Annotated in this window: 21 protein-coding genes; 12 read left to right on the top strand and 9 right to left on the bottom strand. The window is 61.9% G+C overall.

Features of this window, described 5'->3' with window-relative positions:
- Nucleotides 1–5 precede the first annotated feature (5 nt).
- The 5 genes from Q7S96_03905 to Q7S96_03885 all read right to left on the bottom strand — a co-directional run bounded on the left by Q7S96_03905 (nt 6) and on the right by Q7S96_03885 (nt 4098).
- On the bottom strand, nt 6–662 hold the full coding sequence (locus Q7S96_03905) for a 50S ribosomal protein L25 (GenBank protein MDO8463385.1): 657 nt from the start codon (nt 660–662) through the stop codon (nt 6–8).
- A gap of 107 nt (nt 663–769) precedes the next feature.
- Nucleotides 770–1153 (bottom strand): hypothetical protein, encoded by a 384-nt coding sequence (locus tag Q7S96_03900; GenBank protein MDO8463384.1) that lies wholly within the window; start codon nt 1151–1153, stop codon nt 770–772.
- Between the two features lie 58 nt (nt 1154–1211).
- Nucleotides 1212–2342, bottom strand: coding sequence for an FtsW/RodA/SpoVE family cell cycle protein (locus Q7S96_03895; GenBank protein MDO8463383.1), 1131 nt, complete (start codon nt 2340–2342; stop codon nt 1212–1214).
- A 50-nt stretch (nt 2343–2392) separates the two neighbouring features.
- Nucleotides 2393–3280 (bottom strand): hypothetical protein, encoded by an 888-nt coding sequence (locus Q7S96_03890; GenBank protein MDO8463382.1) that lies wholly within the window; start codon nt 3278–3280, stop codon nt 2393–2395.
- A 227-nt stretch (nt 3281–3507) separates the two neighbouring features.
- A complete protein-coding gene (locus Q7S96_03885) occupies nt 3508–4098 on the bottom strand; it encodes a hypothetical protein (GenBank protein ID MDO8463381.1) in 591 nt (196 codons plus the stop codon).
- Nucleotides 4099–4326: 228 nt separating this feature from the next.
- On the opposite strand from Q7S96_03885, the gene gyrB reads away from it, so the two are divergent.
- The 7 genes from gyrB to Q7S96_03850 all read left to right on the top strand — a co-directional run bounded on the left by gyrB (nt 4327) and on the right by Q7S96_03850 (nt 10523).
- Nucleotides 4327–6438, top strand: coding sequence for a DNA topoisomerase (ATP-hydrolyzing) subunit B (gene gyrB / locus Q7S96_03880; GenBank protein MDO8463380.1), 2112 nt, complete (start codon nt 4327–4329; stop codon nt 6436–6438).
- Between the two features lie 376 nt (nt 6439–6814).
- Nucleotides 6815–7003: a preprotein translocase subunit SecE gene (gene secE / locus Q7S96_03875; protein MDO8463379.1), complete on the top strand. Its 189-nt coding sequence runs from the start codon at nt 6815–6817 to the stop codon at nt 7001–7003.
- A gap of 21 nt (nt 7004–7024) precedes the next feature.
- The gene (gene nusG, locus Q7S96_03870; GenBank protein ID MDO8463378.1) at nt 7025–7570 is read left to right on the top strand and encodes a transcription termination/antitermination protein NusG; all 546 of its coding nucleotides are present in this window, start codon (nt 7025–7027) and stop codon (nt 7568–7570) included.
- Between the two features lie 2 nt (nt 7571–7572).
- The gene (gene rplK / locus Q7S96_03865) at nt 7573–7998 is read left to right on the top strand and encodes a 50S ribosomal protein L11 (protein ID MDO8463377.1); all 426 of its coding nucleotides are present in this window, start codon (nt 7573–7575) and stop codon (nt 7996–7998) included.
- 66 nt (nt 7999–8064) lie between these two features.
- Nucleotides 8065–8751, top strand: coding sequence for a 50S ribosomal protein L1 (gene rplA, locus Q7S96_03860; protein MDO8463376.1), 687 nt, complete (start codon nt 8065–8067; stop codon nt 8749–8751).
- A gap of 16 nt (nt 8752–8767) precedes the next feature.
- On the top strand, nt 8768–9931 hold the full coding sequence (locus tag Q7S96_03855; GenBank protein MDO8463375.1) for a 2'-deoxycytidine 5'-triphosphate deaminase: 1164 nt from the start codon (nt 8768–8770) through the stop codon (nt 9929–9931).
- Between the two features lie 154 nt (nt 9932–10085).
- The gene (locus tag Q7S96_03850) at nt 10086–10523 is read left to right on the top strand and encodes a dUTP diphosphatase (GenBank protein ID MDO8463374.1); all 438 of its coding nucleotides are present in this window, start codon (nt 10086–10088) and stop codon (nt 10521–10523) included.
- Nucleotides 10524–10643: 120 nt separating this feature from the next.
- Here the strand turns inward: Q7S96_03850 and Q7S96_03845 are convergent, their stop codons facing one another.
- Nucleotides 10644–11357: an HD domain-containing protein gene (locus Q7S96_03845; protein ID MDO8463373.1), complete on the bottom strand. Its 714-nt coding sequence runs from the start codon at nt 11355–11357 to the stop codon at nt 10644–10646.
- Between the two features lie 210 nt (nt 11358–11567).
- On the opposite strand from Q7S96_03845, the gene Q7S96_03840 reads away from it, so the two are divergent.
- The 5 genes from Q7S96_03840 to Q7S96_03820 all read left to right on the top strand — a co-directional run bounded on the left by Q7S96_03840 (nt 11568) and on the right by Q7S96_03820 (nt 16611).
- Nucleotides 11568–12941 carry an FAD-dependent thymidylate synthase gene (locus Q7S96_03840; GenBank protein MDO8463372.1) on the top strand — a complete coding sequence of 458 codons (1374 nt, stop codon included), beginning with the start codon at nt 11568–11570 and terminating at the stop codon, nt 12939–12941.
- A gap of 9 nt (nt 12942–12950) precedes the next feature.
- Nucleotides 12951–13688 (top strand): dTMP kinase, encoded by a 738-nt coding sequence (locus Q7S96_03835; protein ID MDO8463371.1) that lies wholly within the window; start codon nt 12951–12953, stop codon nt 13686–13688.
- A complete protein-coding gene (locus Q7S96_03830) occupies nt 13685–14287 on the top strand; it encodes a thymidine kinase (GenBank protein ID MDO8463370.1) in 603 nt (200 codons plus the stop codon). The genes Q7S96_03835 and Q7S96_03830 overlap by 4 nt, the downstream gene beginning before the upstream one ends.
- Nucleotides 14288–14295: 8 nt before the next feature.
- Nucleotides 14296–15825 carry an Asp-tRNA(Asn)/Glu-tRNA(Gln) amidotransferase subunit GatB gene (gene gatB, locus Q7S96_03825; protein ID MDO8463369.1) on the top strand — a complete coding sequence of 510 codons (1530 nt, stop codon included), beginning with the start codon at nt 14296–14298 and terminating at the stop codon, nt 15823–15825.
- A 432-nt stretch (nt 15826–16257) separates the two neighbouring features.
- Nucleotides 16258–16611, top strand: coding sequence for a hypothetical protein (locus Q7S96_03820; protein MDO8463368.1), 354 nt, complete (start codon nt 16258–16260; stop codon nt 16609–16611).
- A gap of 56 nt (nt 16612–16667) precedes the next feature.
- Here Q7S96_03820 and miaA read toward each other — a convergent pair whose 3' ends face one another.
- From miaA to Q7S96_03805, 3 genes are all read right to left on the bottom strand, one after another.
- Complete coding sequence (gene miaA / locus Q7S96_03815; protein MDO8463367.1) at nt 16668–17600, bottom strand: tRNA (adenosine(37)-N6)-dimethylallyltransferase MiaA; 933 nt, start codon at nt 17598–17600, stop codon at nt 16668–16670.
- Nucleotides 17601–17811: 211 nt separating this feature from the next.
- Nucleotides 17812–17976 (bottom strand): hypothetical protein, encoded by a 165-nt coding sequence (locus tag Q7S96_03810; GenBank protein ID MDO8463366.1) that lies wholly within the window; start codon nt 17974–17976, stop codon nt 17812–17814.
- Between the two features lie 263 nt (nt 17977–18239).
- Nucleotides 18240–19248 (bottom strand): hypothetical protein (locus Q7S96_03805; protein ID MDO8463365.1); only part of this gene is annotated, 1009 nt, incomplete at its 5' end.

Here is a 19248-nt window from a genome sequence, read left to right as displayed (position 1 = left end):
GTGTGTCACGCTGCTGCGCTGCCCGGTGCTGTGGCTGCCGCACCAACGGCGGGCACTGCCGCTGCGGCAGCTGCCTGCTCTTCGGTCTGCTGCTCTTCCGCGGCTCGCCGCACTTCCACCACCTTTGCGATGACCGTGTGGGGAGCGAGCGTCACCTGCACGCCCTCGGGAATGGGGAGGTGTGCGATGGTGATGGCATCGTCGAGCGTCTCAAGCGAGGTGAGGTCCACGAGGATGTCATGGACGAGCTTATCCGGCGTCGCATGCACCTCAAGGAATTCGTACTGACGCATGAGTAATCCTCCGGTTGCCTTCACTGCCGGAGCCGTGCCCACAAATCGTAGCGGAATCCGTGCGTGCACCACCTCCTCCATATTCACATGGAGAAAATCCACATGCGTCGGCTGGTCGGTCAGTGGGTCGTAGGCAACGTCCTGGACGAGTACCGGTACCGTCTCTGCACCATCCACATTGAGCTGGATCACCGTGGAGGCACCAGCGGACTTGTACACGCGGCGGAAATCTATGTAGGAGAACACGACCGGCCGTGGTGTCACCGAGCGGCCGTAGACAATCCCCGGGAGACGCCCCTCGCGACGCAGTTTCCTGGAGGTATCCCCGATTGGTGTCCGCAGTGATGCAGCGAGTGTAATCGTTTCCATAGCGATGGTGCCGATCCGTCATCTCAAAACCTAAACCGATGCTGAAGTACACAAACATCCCCACGAGGGGATGTACGATACAACTATAGCCGATGTGATCTGCACGGTCAACCCTTCTTCCGAGGTGCTATTTTTCTGGGCTTTTTGCCCTGCTTCTCACCGAACACGTCCCCCTCCTTCTTCTCGAGGAGATGGTGGAAGGCAATGACATCATCAAGCGTCACGGGCTCGGCGTTGCGGAACTTCACGACATCATCAAACGTGAGGTCCGTGAGGAGCCCCATCGAACTCACTCCCATACCCGTCGTGAGGACGAGCGCGAGGATGGAGTGCGCGCACTTCTTGCACCGGATGTGCATGAGGTGCTTGTCATCGCGCTCATCCACGACCCGCGCCTCCATGGGGTTGTAGCTCGTATCGCACACGGGGCAATACGAGATGAGCCGCAGCGACTCTTGGAAGAATTGTGGAGAGCGGCGTGAGGAGTGCATAACCTATCACTCGTTAGCATAACACAGGATCGCGTCTACCCACAACGATACACACCCGTCACTCGATAACGTGGAGTTCGTACACCGAGCGCGACGCCTTGGGGGTGCGCATCGCGATAGACGTGACGATGCCGAAACCGATGGCGAAAGCCATGACCGCGCTGCCGCCGGCGGAGACGAACGGGAACGGGATGCCCATGACCGGCGCGACGCCGAGATTCATCGCGAGGTTGTAGAGCGACTGGAAGCCAAAGAGGAACCCCATCCCCACGACGACCGATGCGGAGAAGTCGTCGTGGCACCGCCGCGAGATCACCGCGAGCCGCCAGAGGATCACCGCGATCGCCGCGAGGAGGAGCGCGATGCCGAGCAGCCCGAACTCCTCACCGATGACCGCGGGCAGGAAGTCCGACTGCGCCTCCGGGAGGAACGCGAGCTGCGCTTGTGTCCCCGCCGCGAATCCCTGCCCGAACAAACCGCCCGCGCCCATGGCGATGACGGCTTGACGCTGGTTATACCCCGCGCCCTGCGGATCGCGCGCGGGATCGAGCACCGTGAGGATGCGGTCGCGCTGGTACGGCGCGAGCGCGAACTGCCAGGCGAGCACCACCGCAACGAGCGCAGCGCACACGGCGATGAGCAAGTGCGCCCTACGCAGCCCAAACACGAGGAGCATGCCCACCCACGTGACAACGAGCAGCGTCGCGGAACCGAGATCGGGCTGGAGGAGCACGAGCCCGACGATCGCACCGGTGATCGCGGTACTCTCGAGCACCGTGCGCGCACGACCGAGGAACCGCGCACGGCGGCGGACGTAGGCGGCCTGGAGGAGGATGAGTCCGATCTTCACGAACTCTACCGGCTGGATGGTCCACGGGCCGATAGCGAACCACCCCTGTGTCCCACGCACGCGCACACCAAAAACGAGAACACCGATGAGGAGCCCGCCGACTGCAGCGAGAACGATGGGCCACCAGCGATCCCACGCGCGCCAATCAATCGCCGCCGCTCCCGTGAAGAGCAGGAGCCCGATGGCGAGGGCAATGACCTGCCGCGTGAGTGTCCCCATGACGACGGGCGTCTCCCGCAGCGCGAGTGACGCGAGTCCCACGAGACCAAACACCGCCGTCAGCGCAACGGCGGTGAGGAGGATTCCGTCTGCGTGGCGAAATGACCGCAAGAGGAGCATACTCGCTGCTAGAAAAAATCATGGGACTACGAGAAGCTAGGAGCTCGCAGCTAAAAGCTCACGAACGATTCCGGATCAAAGACGTCCACGAAGGGGTGTGCCTCAATGGTCTCCACGAGTCCCAGTGCATGGAACCACGATGCGGCGACGGTGCGCGCGGTTCCTGCGGGAAGTGCCGAGAGGAGGACGCGGCGCACGCCAACAATGGCACCGCGACGGCGCGCGAGCACGATGAGCTCGAGGTCACGCAGGCCGAACGCGCTCTCGTTCACCACGGTGATCTCGGCGCGACCGAGCGTCCCCGCAGTACCGGGAGCGCCGAGTTGGAGTGCTGCACCGGAGCGGAACTCCGCGCGCGCGGTCGTCACGTGCAGCCGCTCGTCCATGAACGACGTCACATCGCGCATCTCCCGATGCCCGATGCGATCCCACTGCGTCGCCGTGAAGGTGAGCGTCGCGCGTTGCGGGTGCGCGAACGACTCAATGCCGGAGCGCGTGAGCCAACGCTCGCGCCCGGGGAGGAGCACCGTCCGCACGGTCTCCGGCGCAGCACCCGCAACGGCGAACTCGTACGCAATGGTCGCCACGATGCGCGGGTTGGAGTTCACGACGCGCGCGGCGACGTCATAGCGCGCCTCACCCGCCGGCAAGAGGATCACCTCCGCGATTGTAATCGGCTTCGCCCACGCGCGGCGCACGAGGCCGTACCGGGGATTCTGCGGCGTCGTGAGTTCCATCCAGTGCCGCTCAAACGAAAGGTACTCGAGAAAGCCGTACTGAATCGTCCCGAAGATGACGTAGCCCCACGTCACCACGCAGAACACGAGGAGCGCAAGGACATGCGCCTTGCGGAGCTGGTCCTTATGTCTGAGGTACCACAGCCCGATCGTGAGCTGTCGTCCCGAAATGTTGTTCCCGCCAGGTTGGTACTCCTCCATAGGGTTCTCCTTCTGAGACCGTAGAAAAAGTGTACATCTTTGTCATTTCGACGAATCCGCGAGGAGAAATCTCACATGTTCCAATATATTGAGGCGTGTGAGATTTCTCCCTTCGGTCGAAATGACGCATTTTTCTACGGTCTCCTTCTAGGATACCGCGCTACGCCGCCAAAACAAAAGACCCATCCAAACATCGGATGGGTCTCTGGTGATACTGCGCTGCGTCGTCAACGCGAGTGACTCCGATCGCGCACCTCATGGACGGCGAGCACACCGTTCTCAGGTTGGATGTAGAAACACTCCACCGCGTCGGGTCGGAAGTGAAAACGCGCCGTGAGATCACGTGCGACTTCGACGAGATCACGGAGCTGACGCGCCATGCGCAGATCCGGTTCTTCGTCCGGGAAGCGCATCGCGTAGTGCACACAATCCTCGTGCGCCACGAGAACGATTCGGGTGATGCGGTGTCCCTCAATGATGAACGTGAGGTCATCGAGGAGTGCCTCGCGTACCTCTGGGGAGCGCGCGGAGCACTCGTGAATCGCACCCGGCCCACCTTCCGGTGTTTGCCGATCAGCGATGGTAATCCGGAGCACTTGGAGCACGGCGGCATCCGCCGTGATGTCGAACCGCCCGTCTGCACAGGCGTAGAAAATGGTCTGCGGCGCCGTCTGACGAAACGGGCTCGTACTCCGTGCCACGAGCGACCCCACCCGCGTTTCTGCGCGCGTTGTCCGGTGGTGACGCCTCGGGTAGACATCCACTGCCTGATCGTCGTGCCTGCTCTCTTGCAACGTTCCTGGTTGTACCGATGGCATGCGTGATCTCCTCAGCTCCCACTGCATTGTTTATGGAAGGAACAAAACAGAAACCGCGCGCCCTATGCGCACGGAGTGGCGACCCATCTGCGGGTGTCCTCTCTACCATTGCACGCTGCCTCGAATCGGTCAATGACCTCGTCATCCACATTCCACTTTTCCGCTTGCAGGAACGACAAGCAATGGTAGGATGAGTACATTGCAGCCCCACATACGCTGCGCTGTCCTATGCCCCAGAAGAAGCCCACCGCCAAGAAAACCGCCGAAAAGAAACCATCGCCCAAGCGCACCTCCGCGCAGAAGAGCGGGTACAGCGCACAGCAGATCACCGTGCTCGAAGGCCTGGACCCCGTGCGAAAGCGTCCGGGCATGTACATCGGCTCCACCGGCCCGAGCGGACTCCACCACCTCGTCTACGAAGTGGTGGATAACGGCATTGACGAGGCCATGGCTGGCCACGCCACGCGCGTGACGGTGCGCATGCTTCCGGAGGACACCATCCAGGTACTCGACAACGGCCGCGGTATCCCCGTGGACCCGCACCCCCAGTTCAAGACATCGGCACTTGAACTCGTCATGACGAAGCTCCACGCCGGCGGAAAATTCGGCGGTGGCGGCTACAAGGTCTCTGGCGGCCTCCACGGCGTTGGTGTCTCCGTCGTCAACGCGGTCTCTACACTCCTCCGCGCCGAGGTCATCCGCGAGAAGAAGCTCTGGATACAGGAGTACGTCATCGGTAAGCCGAAGGCGAAGGTCAAGGCCATCGGAAAAGCGCCCGTTGCCGGAACGGGCACCGCGATCACCTTTCACCCGGATGCCACGATCTTTGAGACCACGCAGTTTGATCTCCAGACCATCAAGGATCACCTGCGACGGCAGGCCTACCTCACGAAGGGTGTCCAGATCGTCATCCAAGACCTCCGCGCAGAGCCGGAGCTCGCGGCGGCGTTCACGCGCTCGGCGTTCGATCCAAAACCCGCTGCACGCATCCCGAGCACCCTGACGTACACGTTCTACTTCGAGGGCGGCATCACGGCGTTCGTTCGCCAACTCAACCACCCGAAGGAGGTGAGCCACGACATGATCTTCTCCGTGGAGAAGCAGCACGAGGGCATCAACGTGGAAGTCGCACTCCAGTACACGAAGGACATGAAGGAGCACGTCCAGTCGTACGCGAACAACATCGTCAACCACGATGGCGGGACGCACCTCGCGGGATTCCGCGCCGCGCTCACGCGTACGCTCAACGGGTACGCGCGTGCGAAGGGGCTCCTGAAGGAGAAAGATGAGAACCTCACGGGTGATGACATGCGCGAGGGCCTCACCGCAATCGTGAGCGTCAAGCTCGAGGAGCCGCAGTTTGAGGGGCAGACGAAGGCGAAGCTCGGGAACCCCGAAGCGCAACCGGCGGTTGCGACGGTGTTCGGTGATGCGTTCGCCGCCTTCCTCGAGGAGCACCCGCGCAATGCGGAGGCGATCTTCGCGCGGTGCGCACTCACCGCGCAGGCGCGAAAGGCCGCAAAAATCGCGCGCGACACCGTCCTGCGGAAAGGCGCGCTCGAGGGGCTCACGCTCCCCGGCAAGCTCGCGGATTGCTCATCACGCGACCCGGGGAACAGCGAGATCTTCATCGTGGAGGGCGACTCGGCTGGCGGGAGCGCGAAGTCCGGCCGCGACCGCGAGACGCAAGCCATCCTGCCGCTGCGTGGGAAGATCCTCAACGTCGAGCGCGCGCGACTGGACAAGATGCTCGCGAACAACGAGATCAAATCGCTCATCATCGCACTCGGGACGAACATCGGCGAGCAGTTTGAGCTCGCGAAGCTGCGGTACAACCGCGTCATCATCGCAACCGATGCGGACGTGGACGGCGCGCACATCCGCACGCTCCTCCTCACGTTGTTCTGGCGCTACTTCCCAGAGCTCATCACCACCGGTCACCTCTACATTGCCCAGCCACCGCTCTACAAGGTGACGGTTGGACGGGAGATGCGGTACGCGTACTCCGATGCCGAGCGCGATCGCATCCTCGGCGAACTCGGCAAGGCCAAGAAAGGTGCCGCGCAGCCCGAAGCGGAGACGGAGGAGGCCGAGGAGGACGTCACAACCACGCGAGAGTCGCGTGCCTCCATCCAGCGATACAAGGGCTTGGGCGAGATGAACCCGGAGCAGCTCTGGGAGACCACCATGGACCCGGAACGCCGCGTCCTCAAACAGGTGACCGTTGACGATGCACAGCGCGCGGACAACATCTTTGCTATACTCATGGGTGCGAGCGTTGAACCAAGAAAAAAATTCATTCAGACGCACGCGAAGGCGGTGCAGAACCTCGACATTTAACCGTCGAACCATCGCCCAGCATTGGTATGCAGTGCAGATCGGCCCCGCGCGCGGGGTTCGATACGCGCAACACCCGTGCACCCGCCATACTCCAGACGTGGGGATGGATGGTGCACAATCCGCAGCACCGTTCGGTGGAACGCTGACGAGCGCGACACGCGACGATGCCGCACCTCGCCTCCGGACTGACGAGTCCGCGAAGCACCCGGCGCCCCACCTCGTGGGGACCTCAAATAAACCTACCGAGCACTCCGCCACCCGCGGAGTGCTCGGTGCGTCACCTCCCCTAGTTGACAGCATTTCCCACGCAATGTACGGTAGGAGTGTCAGCCCCCGCCAGGGGTCTGTTTTAGAATCAGGTCGCGCTGGTACGCCTATGACAAAACTCAGTGCCTACCTCAAGGAATGTCGGCATGAGATCGGCAAGGTCATCTGGCCGAGCAAGAAGCAGCTCACGACGCACTCCATCCTCGTCATCGGTGTGTCGCTGTTCGTTGCCGCGTTCATTGGCGTCGCCGACTACGTTTTCACTGTACTCTTTGAGCAGTTCATTCGACTGCGCTAGCCCGGTCGCGCAACGCTCTCTATGGCTCGTCAAACAACTTCCGCCGGGCGCAGGTGGTACGCGGTGCACACGTACTCCGGATACGAGGAGAACGTCGCAGGAAACCTCCGTCAACGCATTGACTCCATGGGGATGGAGGACAAAATCTTCAACATCCTCATTCCCAAGGAGAAGAAGATCAAAATCAAGAACGGCAAGCGGCGTATCCTCGAGGAAAAAATCTTCCCGGGCTACGTGCTCGTCGAGATGGTGGTCACCGATGACTCCTGGTACGTCGTTCGCAATACGCCGAACGTCACGGGCTTCATCGGAACAGGAACCACACCGACACCGGTATCCGATGAGGAGATCAACGCACTGAAGCAGCGCATGGGTGTCGAGGAGCCCAAGTACAAGATTGACGTCACACTCAACTCCCCGGTCCGCATCACGGACGGCCCGTTCAAGGATTTTGAGGGGAAAGTGGATGACATTGACGAGGCGCGCGGCAAGGTGAAGGTGCTCGTCTCCATGTTCGGACGCGAGACACCAGTCGAACTCGACTTCCTCCAGATTAAGAAAATCTAGGTATGGCCAAAAAGATCAAGACATTCATCAAGCTCCAGATTCCGGCAGGCAAGGCGAATCCCGCGCCGCCGATTGGTCCGGCGCTCGGTCAGCACGGCGTTGCGATCCAGGAATTCTGCGCGGCGTTCAACGCGAAGACCGCAGACAAGAGCGGCGACATCATCCCGACAATCATCACCGTGTACGAGGATCGCTCGTTCTCGTTCATCATGAAGACCCCGCCCGCAGCGGAGCTCATCAAAAAGACGCTCAAGATCAAGAGCGGTTCCGGGAAGCCGCACAAGGAGAAGGTTGGCGCGCTCTCCGACGCACAACTCACGCAGATTGCCGAGACGAAACTCCCGGACCTCAACACGACCAACGTGGAGCAGGCGAAGAAGATCATCGCCGGTACTGCACGGCAGATGGGTGTCACCATCATCTCGTAGCATTGACTCATCAGTAACTTTGTGGGAGGTCCGATGACATCGGTCCGCTCGTACCACGACACCTCTATGGCACACGGCAAACGCTACCAGGCACGCACGAAGCTCGTTGACCGGACGAAGACATACCTCCCGCCCGAAGCGATCGCGCTCGTCCAGAAGACCTCCCTGTCGTCGTTCGACGGCGCGGTGGAGGCGCACGTCCGCCTCGGTATCGATCCCAAGAAGGGCGACCAGCAGGTCCGCACGACCGTCATCCTCCCGCACGGCACGGGGAAGACGAAGCGCATCGCGGTGTTCGTTGGTCCCGACAAGCAGCAGGAGGCCACGGACGCAGGCGCGGACCTCGTCGGCGGGAAGGAGCTCATCGAGGAGATTAAGTCAACGGGAAAGATCGCCTTCGACGTCGCGGTTGCAACGCCGGACATGATGAAGGACCTCGCGCAGATCGCGAAGCTCCTCGGCCCACGCGGGCTCATGCCGTCACCAAAGAACGGAACCGTCACCACGACGATCGCGCAAACGATCGAGAATCTCAAGGGTGGCATGGTCGCGTTCAAGAACGACGACACCGCGAACGTCCACCAAATCATCGGCCGTGTCTCGTGGGACGCGGTGAAACTCCAGGAGAACTTCGATGCGTTCATGGGTGCCATCCGCCGCGCGAAGCCGCCGTCCTCCAAAGGGACATTCGTGAAATCCGTGACACTTTGCCCCACGATGGGACCTGGCGTGCGCGTGCGTATCCCGTCCTGAACGACTTCCGTCTTTTATGCTCGGCGCGTTCCCCTCGCAGATGATCGAACAGATGCTCCGCGATGGCGGGGTCACGGGGTCTGACGCGTCGCGCGTGCAGCCATCATCGCTCGACCTCACGATCTCAGACGAGATCTACAAGATGAAGGGGGTCTTCCTCCCGCGCGTCGGCGAGGCCATCAACGATCTCCTCCGCGAGGGCTCGCTCTTCCCGTGGGACCTCGGCAAACCGCTCGAGTGCGGCGGCATCTACCTCGCGCGGCTCAACGAGACGCTCGCGCTCCGCGGGACGGTCTACGCGCGTGCGAACAACAAATCCTCCACGGGCCGCGTGAACCTCCAGGTGCGCCTCCTCGCGGACGGCGTGCCACGGTTCGACGCGCTCCCGCGCGGGTACCACGGCGCACTCTGGGTCCTCCTCATCCCGCGATCGTTCTCCATCAAGCTCAGCGCAGGCGACGCGCTCAACCAGATCCGTTTCTTCAACGCCGACACGACACTCTCGCGCGCGGAGCTCGAGGCACTCTACGATGAGGAGACACTCCTCCACACCGCGAATGGCATCCACATCTCCAAGGATCGCGTCGAGTTCGACGCGCGCGGCGGCATGACGCTCACCGTGGATCTCGACCAGCCGGTGATTGGCTACAAGTGCCGCCAGTCCTCGGGCATCATCCTGGACTTCCGCTCGCGCACCCATGATCCCAACGACTTCTTCGAGCCACTCCACAAACCCAAGAACGGACAGCTCATCCTGCGTCGCGACGAATTCTACATCCTCTCAACACTCGAGCACGTCCGCGTCCCGCCAACCTTCGCCTGCGAGATGGCGGCATACGATCCCTCCAAAGGCGAGTTCCGCTCGCACTACGCGGGCTTTGGCGACCCGGGATTTGGGTTTGGCAAAACCGGTGAAACCCCTGCAGCACCCATCGTCCTCGAGATGATCCTCCAGGACAACGATGTCATCCTGCGTCACGGCCAGCCGGTCTGCAAGGTGGTCTTCGAGCGCCTCGCCGCACCTGCGGACCGCCCGTATGGAACCGGAGAACTCCAGTCCCACTACACCCTCCAACGCGGCCCCCGCCTCTCCAAACATTTCCAAACGGAAGCAACGCGCGAATCCGCCAATCTCAACCTCGGCCCTCTCGCGATGACGCACCTCGTCACTGAGGCGTAGTGTGTCATTGCGAGGAGCGAGTCCGCGAGTGACGTGGCAATCCGGGTCATCACCGGACAAGGGGCGTACTGCTCTTGTCGGATTGGCGTGCGCCGATGACCGGGATTGCCACGTCGAGGACTCCTCGCAATGACACGATACTAGGAATCTCCCCATGCTCTCCGTCACGATCACCCGCATCGACACGTCCCTCCCCCTTCCGACCTACCAGACGGAGGGCGCGGTGGCGTTTGATCTCGCGCCGCGCGTGGATGCAACGATCGCGCCCGGTGCCGTGGCGTACGTCCCCGCAAACCTCATCGTCGCAGTGCCCGCCGGCTACGCGCTCCTCATTGCAGGACGCTCGTCGCTCCACAAGAAGGGACTCGTCCTCGCGAACCAGCTCGGCATCGTGGACGAGGACTACTGCGGCCCGGACGATGAACTCCTCCTCGCGCTGCGCAACATTACAGACCAACCGGTGATGGTCGAACGCGGCCAGCGCCTTGCACAGGGCTTCTTCACACCCACCTCCCGCGCAGTGTGGATCGAAATCGCGCAAAAAGATGTCATCGCAAAGACCCGCGGCGGCTGGGGCAGTACGGGGGCGTAAATTCTTATCCCCTCCCTCTCCGCGTACTCGGGGAGAGGGAGGGTGAGGGAGGGAGAGGTGGTATGTACTCTCCGAAATGAACAAGGCCTCCGGCATAATGCCGGAGGCCTCTCGTGTGCGCTAGTCCTCCGTCGCGCGACGCACCATCTTGTCCACGGTGCCCGCAACATACGGGCTGCCATAGCGCGCAGCGATCTGCGCGCGAATCGCGTCGCTCTTCCCGACCTTCGCCGCGTACGCGACGCAGGCCTCGTCGTTGCAGAGCGCGTCCTCCACCTCCTCACGAAACTGGTCGAACATGATGCGCACGCTCGCGAATTCGTCCGCCCAGCCCCAAAGATTCTCGTACTGGGTAACGAAAACCTCGTACCCGAGCCGACGCGCGATGGAGCTGGGATCGTTCTTCCCGATCCGGTACTGCTGCACGGCACGAATCGTGTACCCCACCACCTCGCTCGCGCGGAAAAACCGGCCATTGCGACTCACGAGATCGCCGCTCAGCGCGTAATCCCGCTCAAGGCGTTCCGCGAGCCGGATCGGCATCGGTTTGATGATGCCCTCGCGCATTGCGTCATCTTCCATCTGCTGAAGTGCTGGACCGATCACCGAATGTCGCTTGAGCGGCTCCGGTGCATCCCATCCCTGCACACCTTCTCCGTTGTCATGGATGAGCGCGCAGCGGAGCAGCAGCACCTCATCGAGTCCACGCGGGCTTCCGTACTCCATTTCGAGATCGAAGAGGTCACGAACGATCATCAACTGCTGGATCGTGTGCTCACAGACGGTCTCGATCCCATCCGTGTAGTACCCCTTCCATCGCCGCACCCGACTCATACCCGCCGTGATGCAATCCAGGTGATCCTGGTACCTCGCGAACACTCCAAAACTGCTGCTGTTCGACATGACTCTCCCCTCCTCCAGAGGTTGTGGCGCGCGTGAGCGCAGTGGAAAAAGAGCTACCTCCTCACGATACACACCCACGCCGCGCCATCAAGTACCACTCGCCTCGCGCTCGCCGGAGTGATACGATGAGACCCAGTCCGTATGCCGCACTCCCCCCTCGCGCACGTCACCCGCCCCCTCCCGGGAGGCGGCATGGTGCTCGTACTCAATACCGGTGCGCACATCCCGCCGGAGGCAGAAGCGATGCTCCAGGCACTCCACTCGCGCTCGATCGGCGGTGTCGCCGAGCACCTCGAGAAGCTCCGCGAGAAAGGCGCGGAGGAGTTCATGGCGAAGTTCTACGTTGGCTACGGACACAAGTCCATCGGCGATTGCGGGAGCATCACGATGTTCATCGAGGGCGTCTCCATGCTCGCCGCGAAAGCCATCCAGGACTGGCCACTCTACAGCGGCCAGGAGTCCTCCACGCGGTACATTGATTTCTCGCGACAAGCGTTCGTAAATCCCACCGGTACCGCATCGGGGAACGCTATCCTCGAGGCGTGGCGCGCCTTCTACCTCACCGCACTCCCGCGCCTCTGCGACCACCTCACGGAACAGTTCCCGCGCGACGAAGGAGAGAAGGAAACCATCTACCGCAAAGCAATCAGCGCGCGCGCGTTCGATATTCTCCGCGGATTCCTCCCCACCGGCGCCACGACGAACCTTGCCTGGCACTCGAACCTCCGACAAGCGGCGGACAAACTCGCACTGCTCCGACACCACCCGCTCGCGGAAGTCCAAACCATCGCCTCCGCACTCGAGGATGCCCTCCTCGAGGCGTTCCCGAGCTCGTTCACGTCCAAACGGTACGACGCGAGCGAGCAGTACAACGCTGCGTGGATGCGCGAGGAGTACCTCTTTGACCACGAGCCGTACGACGGTGTCGTCCTCCTCCAGGATACGATCGATCGTCCCCTCCTCGCGCGCTCCCGTGCGGTGCTCGAGCGTCGCCCGCCAAAAACCGAGCTCCCCCGACACCTCGCGGAGTGCGGCGCCATGCAGTTTGGATTCATGCTCGATTTCGGTTCATTTCGAGATATTCAGCGCCACCGCGCCGTCGTCCAGCGCATGCCGCTCGTGACCATGCGTCACGGATTCCACCCGTGGTACCTCGACGCACTCCCCATAGATCTCCGCGCCACCGCGACGCACCTCCTCACAACCCAGGAGCAGGCCATCACCGCACTCGATGTCCCACAGGAAATTGCCCAGTACTACATCGCCATGGGGTACGCGCTCCCCAATCGCCTCACGGGAACACTCCCCGCGCTCGTCTACCTCGCAGAGCTCCGCGCGACGCGCTTCGTCCACCCCACCCTTGCATCGGTCGCCGGTGCGCTCGCGGGAATCCTCGCGCGCACCTTCGCGGACGAGGGGCTCGTCCTCCACCTCGACGATGACCCGGGGCGATTCGACGTGCGGCGCGGTGAGCATGATATCATTGCAAGAGAGCACACACCGTCTACTGGATAGCACCACTCTATGTTTGTCATCGCCGACGGCATTGACGGTTCGGGGAAGGGCACGATCATCCAAGCCCTCGTGGAGCGACGTCGGAAGAACGGCGACCGCATCCTTGACGTCCGCGAGTTCGCGCGCACGGAGCACCGCCTGCCAGAGCCGGAGGAGCTCTCTCCCTACAACGTCCTCGTGTCCGGTGAACCGACGTACGCCTGGATCGGCGCGGCTATCCGCCACGAGCTCGTGCGCGTCCACGATCGCGTGTACAGCGCGCGCTGCACCGCGGAGGCCTTCGCGCTCGATCGGCTCATCCTCTACCGCCGGGTGCTCCTCCCGGCCCTCGTGCGCGGGATGGACATCTACCAGGAGCGCAGCGTCACCTCGTCGCTCGTCTACCAGCTGATCCAGGACACCGACGCACGCGATGCGCTCACCGTGGAGGAACTCTGCGCGCTCGATGGCAACCGCATCGCGCTCGAACACCCGCCGGATGTCCTCCTCCTCCTGAGCGTGGACCCCACGCGCGCGCTCCGTCGCCTCGAGCTCCGCATCGAAAAGCAGGACGAGGCGATCTTCGAACAACTATCCACCCTCGAGCGGCTCCACGAGCAGTTCCACTCCCCCGCGTTCACCCGCACGCTCGCGTCCTTCGGCTGGCACATCGCGTCCGTGGATGCGAACGGCGCCGTGGAGGACGCCGTCGCTGGCGCGGCACTGCGCGTGGACGCCGCCTTCACCGCGCGCTCCATCCCCACATGAAACACCCACCCTCTCTCACCGTCATCGTCGGCTGCATGTTCTCCGGCAAGAGCGAGGAGCTCCTCCGGCGCATGAAGCGTGCGGACATCGCGCGCCTGCGCGTCCTCCTCGTGAAGCCAACACTCGACACCCGCGGCGCGACGGAGCAGGTCTGCTCGCGCGACGGACGGTGCATGGACGCGGTGAGTGTACACGCGGCAACGGACATCAGCCGCGCGGCGGAGCACTACGACGTTATCGGCATTGACGAGGCGCAATTCTTTGACGCGGGCATCATTGCCGTCGTCCAGGAACTCTACGCAGCCGGCAAGCGTATCGTTGTCGCCGGACTCGATACCGACCACCGTAACGACCCGTTCGGTTCCATGCACGTCCTCCTGTGCATCCCCGAGGCATCCGTCGTGAAGCTCAGTGCGATCTGCATGCGCTGCCAGTCCAAAGCGACGCGCACGTTCCGAAAGTCCACCTCACAGGCGCAGGTGGAGATCGGCGACGCGAACGCGTACGAGGCACTCTGCTACGCCTGCTACGGCCCCGCGTGCGCGGAGCGTGACGCGATGCCCACCCTTGAACGCGCGAGCGTGCCCGCTACGGTGTAAGGATGCATATGCAGCTCGAAACAATCATCGGCCTCGAATGTCACATCCAGCTCAAGACGCAGACAAAAATGTTCTGCGGGTGTTCCAATCGCGGTGAGTACGAGCCGCCGAACACGACGATCTGTCCCATCTGCACTGGCCACCCGGGCACGCTGCCGGTCATCAACCGCGCTGCGGTGGAATCCGCAACGCGCATGGCGCTCGCGATCGGCTGCACGATCAACGAGCACCTCAAGTGGGATCGCAAGAGCTACTTCTACCCCGACCTCCCGAAGGGATACCAAATCTCGCAGTACGATCTCCCCATCGGCATCCACGGCACGCTGGACATTCCCGAAGTGCCCTCCCCCTCTTCTCGAGGGGGAACTGGAGGGGGTGCTGCAACGATCCGCATCAACCGCCTCCACCTCGAGGAAGATGCCGCGAAGAACACGCACTCGCGGGATCGACACTGGACGCTCGTGGACTACAACCGCGCCGGCACCCCGCTCATGGAGATCGTCACCGAGGCGGACTTCCGCACGCCGCAGCAGGCGAAGCGCTACCTCCAGGAACTCCAGATGATCGCGCGCTACCTCAACGTCTCGGATGCCGACATGGAGAAGGGGCACCTCCGCTGCGACGCGAACATCTCGCTGCGCCCGATGGGCGAGGAGCGACTCTGGCCGAAGACCGAGGTGAAGAACGTCAACTCGTTCAAGCACGTCGAGCGATGCCTCGAGTACGAGATCAAACGCCAGACCAAGCTCTGGCAAACGAATACGCCGCCAGCGGCAAGCACGACGCGCGGCTGGAACGAGGCAAAGCAGGTGACCGTCGAGCAGCGCTGGAAAGAAGGCGAGGGCGACTACCGCTACTTCCCGGAACCGGATCTGCCTCCCGTGCACGCAGGCCCTGGAATGCCCATTGATCCGGAGGTACTCCGGGGAACACTGCCGGAACTCCCCGCAGCGCGCCGCGCGCGCTTCGTCGAGCAACTCAAAATCACTCCCACGGATGTCCTCCAGCTCACGGAGGACCCCGTGATCGCAACCTTCACCGAGCAGGTCTTCTCCGAGCTCCAGCAGTGGTGCGCGGATACCGCAGAGGATGACGCGCAGTGTGAAGTGCTCACCCTGAAGGCCGGAAAAACCGTGAGCGGATGGATCGCATCCAAGATGATCGGCATCCTCAACGCGCGGCAAATCACGTTTGGCGACGCGAAGGTGACACCGGAGAATTTCGCAGAGCTCCTCCAGCTCTTCCTCACGCGCCGCGTGAACTCCACGATCGCTACACAGATACTCGAACAGATGATCGTCGTCGGCGGCGAACCGCACACGCTCCTCGAAGAGATGGGCACCGCACAGGTCTCCGACACGGACGCACTCGCCTCCGCAGTAGATGCCGCCATCGCCGAAAACCCCGCATCCGTCGCAGACTACAAATCCGGCAAAATCAACGCGATCCAGTTCCTCCTCGGACAGGTCATGAAGGCCACCAAGGGCACCGCGGATCCAGCGGTGGTCAAGGAACTCCTGGAGGAACGTCTCCGGTAGCACGAACGATCGTCGAGAACAGCACCGACAAAAGTCGGTGCTGTTCTCTATCCTTGGGGTTGACCCCCTCGCAGCTGCATCCTCACAGCCCTCTCTCGTCATTTCGACCGACCGAACCCAAAAAAACCCCGTCATTTCGACCGAGTCCGCGAGTGGAGAAATCTCGTTGAGCAGTAGGATGTTGCTTGTACTGTTGGATGAGATTTCTCCACTCCCTCGAGGACTCAGTCGGTCGAAATGACGGAAGGGGGAGGATTGCGGACTCGCTTCGGTCGAAATGATGGAGGACAGAGGTCGGTGCTATTCATTTTGGCTCAACACAGACAAAAAATGAATATTCGATTGACAAAACTACTGCTTTCTGCTAGGATTTATTGTTCGGCGTGGATGCTGAACGGTCCAAAAACGGACCCACCGCACAGGAGAAAAACCATGGCTCAAGAGCCACAACCGTGTAGGAAGTGCTCACAGGCGAAAGGAGCGGTTGGACACGACGTCACGTGCTGGTTCGCGTTCCAGGTGGAGCTCATCCAGCTGCGGCCGAAGGTCGCTGCGGTCGTGGATGACGTGCGTGCCCCGCTGTATCTCGGGGACGATCTCCGCGGCATCTTCGATGCATGGACCGATCGTATCCGAGCAACCCATCCCCGTCATTTCGGGGCGCTCGACCAGCTCGTGGCGACGCGAATCGCACGCGCGCTCGGATTCATTGACCAGCAAGTCGAGCGCCATCGCGCGTCGCGACCGAAGCTCGTCATCGTCAGCAACGCGACGCGTGCCGCGTAGTGCCCCATCCCGCCAGAACGAGAACCCCCGCACCACACGTGCGGGGGTTCTTCTCATCATCGGAGCGCTGCGCTCTCGCGTATTGCAGATGCGACCACTGCACGCGCGGCATCGGCATCATTGCACCACCGGATGCGCGCGTCCTTCCCAAACCAGGTGAGCTGCCGACGCGCATAGGAGTAGAGCGCGCTGTTGATACGCTGCGCGAGCGCCTCCTGGGTATCGCGCTCCCCCGAGGGCTGTGCCAGCCATGCCGAGACCTGTCGGTAGACGACGCCGCGGAGCGACTCGGTATCCGCACCGTACCGATCCACGAGACCGCGCACCTCATCCACGACGCCCCGCTCGAACATTGCGCGCGTCCGCTGTGCGATACGCTCCCGCAGGATCGTACGATCAACCGCGAGTCCGATCTGTACGAAGTCAAACATTGGCTCCCCTACTCCGCGCGCCTGTGCGAGCGGTGCGCCCGTCTGCTCAACGGTCTCAATCGCGCGGATCACCCGACGCTTGTTCACAACGTCCACGACGGCGGCCGCATGGGGGTCCCGCGCATGGAGCACCTCACGGAGCTGTTCAAGCGACATCGCCGCAAGCTCCTCGCGCCGTTTTGGATCCGCCGCCACACGCGCGCAATCAAAATTGTCCACGAGCGCACGGATGTAGAGCATAGTCCCGCCCACAACGATCGGCACCTTCCCCCGCGCCGCGATGTCTCGGATGCACCGCTCCGCGTCCTCCTTGAACTCCGCCACCGAGTACCGCTCATCAGGGTTACGGATGTCCAGGAGGTGGTGAGGGGGAGCTGGAGGGGGTGGGTTGCTCTCTGTCAGCTTCGCCGTCCCAATATCCATCTCACGGTAGATCGTCCGCGAGTCCGCGCAGATGATCTCGCCGCCAAACTCCCGCGCGAGCGCAACCGCGAGATCGGATTTCCCGGATCCCGTTGCGCCAACAATCACGACCACCGTTGGTTTGACGTGCTGCATACATGGATGGTAGTGTAGCAGGAGTAGCACCTTTTGGAAAAAATGAGGAAGGAGTGACCATGCTCGAGATCATCACGGGTGGTTGCAGCAGCGAGTACCCGACTCCCGACGAGAACGGTATCGTCAGCACCATCGCCTGCATCATCTGAAGGGCGCGAACGACCCCGACCCGCATTGCGGGTCGGGGTCATCTCTTGCAACGCCGCCCACCTCAGGACGATGAACGTTTCCGAACAAACTTCTTGGCGCTCCCCGCATACCCCTTCGCCGCACGCATGCGCGCGGCCTGTCCGGCTACGGTTCCGCCGACGGGACCGTGCTGTTTTTTTCGGCGTTCTTCTGCACGCCGCTCTGCTTTTGTACTGTCGTTTGCCATACGAAAACTGTCACCCCCCATGTCATTGCGAGGCACGAGTCCATGTGTAACCTCTGCGAAGGAGTGTCATTGCGAGCCGAATCCGGGAGGCGTGGCAATCTGGGTCATAGAGAGTACATGGCTTTCACCTTTGTGCTAGTATGACCGGGATTGCCGCGTCGGGGACTCCTCGCAATGACAGAAAGTCGCGGACTCCCTCGCAATGACACGGTTGCTGGCGGAAAACCAAAACCAAAATCCAAAAATAAAATCTACACGAGGGCTCAACACGCGAACCGCAGCCGCGAAGTCCCATCCGCATTCCTAGGGCGATGGAGATCCAAGCTCAGCTCAGCCGAGTGCCCGCTCGCACTCACGCACGGCAAGCCGGACGCTGTACTCGGGTCAATGACACCAAAGAGCCACGACCGGGTACCACCTGATTGCGTGAGGTAATCCAGTGGTTCCCCCGTCTTCTCATGGTGCTGCGCAAACAGGGTGAGGTACGCAGAGAGGGGTGGGAGGGGGTAGCGGTGGGTGACTGCGTCTATCTGGGACTTTTTTGCGATGGTCTCCGTGGTGTTGGGGATGATTCTGCTGTGTGGTGGGTTCTTCTCCCACTTCATGACGTGGAGAGTGGGGGGAGGGGTTTCGTTTGTTTCTCCTGTGATGATTGCCGGACGTGGGAGCGTGGGGTAGAGGGAGGTGAGGTATTGGAGCCAGTTATCTGTGTCAAAGGGGACGGGGATGTAGTTGGTGTCTGTTGAGGGAAGCTCGTTCCGCGTGAGGTCTTGGAGCGTGAGGTCGCGGAGTTGGTTGAGGAGGGTGTCGAGGGTGGGTGGAACGTTTTGACGATCCCAGAACTTGATGTTCTTCTCTCGGATGAGCCGGTCCAAGAGCACGCGGGTGAGGGTGCGAGGAATACCACCCCCGTAAGATCTCCCTCTAGAAGAGGGGGAGAGATCGGAGTCGGAGATTTCTTCGGGGGTGAGCGTTTCCCTGCGGGGTGGAGCAACAATCACGGGGAAGTCCACGTCGCCGCGTTCGAGGGAGGCGGCGATGTCTGCAATGCGGTCTTCTGAGAGATGGAGGGTGTTCCGATCAATGGTGAAGGCGGGGTCGTTGTACTGTTGTTGGAAGAATGCTTCTTGGTATTGAATGAGGAACTCAATGGGATCAGGAGATGTTTCAATACCAGGAAAGGCGGATTTGAGCTCTTCGCTCTTGTTTTGGATGAGGGATTCGTGGAGGAGGGGGTTCAGGGTGTCTTTCCAGGATTCGTACGGGAGGTGA

The organism is bacterium, from assembly GCA_030647005.1.
Taxonomy (GTDB): domain Bacteria; phylum Patescibacteriota; class Patescibacteriia; order JACPHY01; family JACPHY01; genus JAUSKG01.
The sequence above is the reverse complement of the archived record's forward strand: the minus strand, read 5'-3'. Positions and strand labels throughout refer to the sequence as shown.